This is a genomic window from Devosia insulae DS-56, from assembly GCF_000970465.2.
GTDB lineage: Bacteria > Pseudomonadota > Alphaproteobacteria > Rhizobiales > Devosiaceae > Devosia_A > Devosia_A insulae.
Genome location: NZ_LAJE02000373.1, coordinates 1 through 3,298, shown reverse-complemented (window position 1 = coordinate 3,298; position 3,298 = coordinate 1). Strand labels below are relative to the sequence as shown.

Annotated in this window: 4 protein-coding genes; 3 read left to right on the top strand and 1 reads right to left on the bottom strand. The window is 68.6% G+C overall.

All coding sequences use genetic code 11. The annotated features are described in order from the left end of the window. Nucleotides 1-8: 8 nt before the first annotated feature. The gene (locus VW23_RS25135; protein ID WP_176730487.1) at nucleotides 9-728 is read right to left on the bottom strand and encodes a S24 family peptidase; all 720 of its coding nucleotides are present in this window, start codon (nucleotides 726-728) and stop codon (nucleotides 9-11) included. A 221-nt stretch (nucleotides 729-949) separates the two neighbouring features. Here VW23_RS25135 and VW23_RS25130 point away from each other — a divergent pair, with 221 nt between their 5' ends. From VW23_RS25130 to nusG, 3 genes are all read left to right on the top strand, one after another. Further along, nucleotides 950-1,498, top strand: a complete 549-nt coding sequence (locus VW23_RS25130) for a helix-turn-helix domain-containing protein (RefSeq protein ID WP_069912226.1) — start codon at nucleotides 950-952, stop codon at nucleotides 1,496-1,498. Next, nucleotides 1,495-2,409, top strand: a complete 915-nt coding sequence (locus VW23_RS25125) for a hypothetical protein (RefSeq protein WP_069912225.1) — start codon at nucleotides 1,495-1,497, stop codon at nucleotides 2,407-2,409. Before VW23_RS25130 ends, VW23_RS25125 begins: the two co-directional genes overlap by 4 nt. Nucleotides 2,410-2,580: 171 nt before the next feature. Beyond that, nucleotides 2,581-3,138, top strand: coding sequence for a transcription termination/antitermination protein NusG (gene nusG / locus VW23_RS25120; protein ID WP_069912224.1), 558 nt, complete (start codon nucleotides 2,581-2,583; stop codon nucleotides 3,136-3,138). The last annotated feature ends 160 nt before the right edge of the window (nucleotides 3,139-3,298 follow it).

Genomic DNA, 3,298 nt, shown 5'->3' with positions numbered 1-3,298 from the left:
GGGGAGGATTAAGGCGCTTCGTATTTGCCCACTACGCGGTGGCAGATCGGCCAGATGCGGCGGGATTCGGTGAACTGCCTGGCCGGGTTCCATTGCTCGAGCTGCCACTCGCGATCGTTCCAGCCGTTGAGCCGCTTGATGATCGCTTCGGCATCCTCGCCGCCGGGCGGGGTGTGGAAGAACACGTGGTTGCGGCCGCGCGCCGGCTTCAGATGCGGGTTGATCCAGGCGATGTCGCCTTCCCAGAATTCGGGGTTCATCGAGCTGCCATCGACGATCAGCCCATAGGCGCCCTGCACCCCCTCGAGCGCCGCCGGCATGGCCATGTGGTCGACGAAATCGGAACTGACGATCAGTTTGCCATCGCCGCCCATGGCGCCCGAAAACACCGGCAACAGGTTACGGCGGCCGGAGAGCACCACCTGCTCGCCCGGCACGTAGCGCACCGGCTGGCCGGCGGTACGGGGCTGGGCCGGTGCTTCGGATCCCGGCGGGGCCTGGTCGGTGCTGTGGGCGGCGGCAAAGCTCAGAAAGGCGATGCCCGTTGCCGCCTCGATCTTGCTGAGCGTGGTGTTGGTCAGCGCGAACTTGTACTCGGCCGAGTTCAGCGGCCGGGTCAGCGTGGTCGATGAAATGCCGGCCTTCAGCGCCAGGCCGGTCGGCGACAGGCCGGTGACGCCGAGCACGTGGCGCACATACTCGACGGCGAGCTGGTTGGGTTCTGCCATGTGCATAACCTAGCACCCTCGTGCACAAATGCATCATGCATTCATGCTTGACATATTGTGCATTAATGCTCAGCATTCTCCCCACGAGCTGCGCAGCAGATTCCCGACGCTGATGCGCCGGCGCTGACCTCTCTCTCCGCCCAGCGGGCGATCCGAACACCCCCACCGCCGGCGCGCCCCGCGCCGGTGAACGCCACCCCTTTGCCCATGGAGCCGAGCTCATGATGCTCTATCGCCAGCTTCGCCTCGCCCCGGTGCGGGCGGCCGATGCCAGCCCCAGCCAGCAGCGCCTCGCCGAGGAGCGGCGGGCCCGCGAGGCGCGCATCCGCCGCGCCGCCCAGCACCCCCTGCCCGCCTCGAACCTCGTGGTGCGGCCGTTCCACGCGGCACGCCCGGTGCGTCAGTTGCAGCCGCCCGAGGTCTGGCCGGATTATCGCGAGCCGGCGCCCTACGACACTCTGGAGTACGGCGCCCCGACTGCCCGCCCGATCACGGCGCGCGAGATCATCGACGAGGTGGTGACAAAGCACCGGATCAGCCGAGTCGAACTGTCAGGTTCGTCGCGACGGGCGCCGGTCACTGCGGCGCGGCGCGAGGCGAGCTGGCGCATCCGCCATGAAGTGCTGGTCAATGGCCGACAGATCAGCCTGCCCGAGATCGCCCGGCACCTGGGCGGCCGCGACCACACCACCGTGCTCTACAACATCCGCCGCTATCAGGCCGAACTCGAGGCCCAGGCGCTCGCCGCGCGCCAGGCAGGTGCGCGATGAGCCGCATCCGCTCCATCCACCCCGGGCTGTGGACCGACGAGGCCTTCATGGCGCTCTCGGCCCCGGCCCGGCTGCTGCTCATCGGCCTCTGGACCGAGGCGTTCGATGATGGCGTGTTCGAGTGGAAGCCGCTGACCCTCAGGGCCCGGATCTTCCCGGTCGATGCGGTCGAAATGCCTGAAATGTTCGACGAGCTTATCGGCGGCGGCTTCATCCGCCGCGAGACGGTGGGCGGCCGGCCGATCGGGCTGATCCGCAATTTCCGCGCCTTCCAGCGACCGAAAAAGCCGAACTCCTCGGGCCTGCTGCGCACCGAATGGGAGGCCTATGTCGGGCTCACCTCCGCCAATGCGGAAGCAATTCCCCACCCGGCCGCCACCCCTCCTGAACTGTTCGCGCAGATGGAGGAGGAAGGAGGAGAGAAGGAGGAATCGAACCCACCCCCGCCAGTGCCTGAGGCCGAAGCGCGCGAAATCTTCGCGATGCTCTGGTCGGTCTTCCCGCGCAACCCCACCAGTTCCCGCGCCAGGGCCGAAGCGGCGTTCACGGCGCTCAGTCCCGCCGAGCGCCAGCCGGTGCTGGCGGCGGCGCGGCGTTACCAAAGTTGGTTCACCGAGGATTGTGCAGCGCGCGGGCGCAGCAAGGAGGCGGGTCGGCGCTATGCCCCGCACCTCGCCAAGTGGCTCGGCGATGGCGCCTGGCGCGAGGCGGCGGGGCTGGCGCTGGCGGTCGATCTGGATCGGCCTGTTGTGACCATGGTGCGGCTCGATCGCATTCTCGATGCGACCCTGTGGGCCGCCTGCGAAACGGTGCGCGGCAAGCCGGCGCCGGCCAGCCCCTGGTCGTTCGAGCCCGAGGTGGTCGCGGCGGCTCGGGCGCTGGTCGCCCCACACACAGGGGGCGCGGCATGACCTGGTCGCAAACCGGCGCCGAACACCGCGGCAGTGGCCGCAAAAACTTCATCGAACGCATCCGCGAGGTGACGGCCGAATATTCGGATCGCGGCCTCGGGGCGAGCGCGGCGATGGCAGAGATCCGGGCGGCCTTGCGCGCCCTCGATAGACAGCTGAAGGAGACCGAACATGGCAGAGTGGTACGCGCTGAGGACACGGGCCAAGGGCGAGCGCCTGGCGCTGCGCCAGCTCGAGCAGGCGGGCTTCGAGGCCTATCTGCCGCAATACCGCATCGAGCGGTTCAACCGGCGGCTGCGGGTGCGCAAAATCACCACGCTCTGCCACTTCCCGCGCTACCTGTTCGTCCGGATGGTGCGGCTCGAGGATACGTCGAAAGTGCTCGCCTGCAGCCAGGTGCTCGAGCTGCTGCCGGGCCGGCCGCACCCGCCGACGCCGGTGCCGACCGGGGACGTGCTGGCCTTGCGCGACGCGGAAACCCGCCAGCTGTTCGATGATACCGATGCCGCCCGGCGGCTGCGCGGTGAGACGACGAAGCAGACGCTGAAGGCGATGCAGAAACGGCTGACCGGCAAGCCGGTGCGGGTCGCTGCCGGGCCGTTCACCAGCTTTGCCGGCACGGTGGAAGCGGTGGATTCGCTCGATCGGCTGAAGGTGCTGCTGGATCTGTTCGGCCGGCCGACGCCGGTGGAGCTGGGGGTTGGGCAGGTGGAGGAGTTAGCGGCATAGGGGCCACCGGGCGGGCAGTCGGGTTACCCTCTCCCGCCTGCGGGAGAGGGGGGACCACGCGACAGCGTTGTGGGAGAGGGGGGCCCCACGCTCTAAACCGCTGCCTCGTATACACATCTGACGCTGCCGACGAGCGGCCGCTCTATCATCTCTGTGGTGA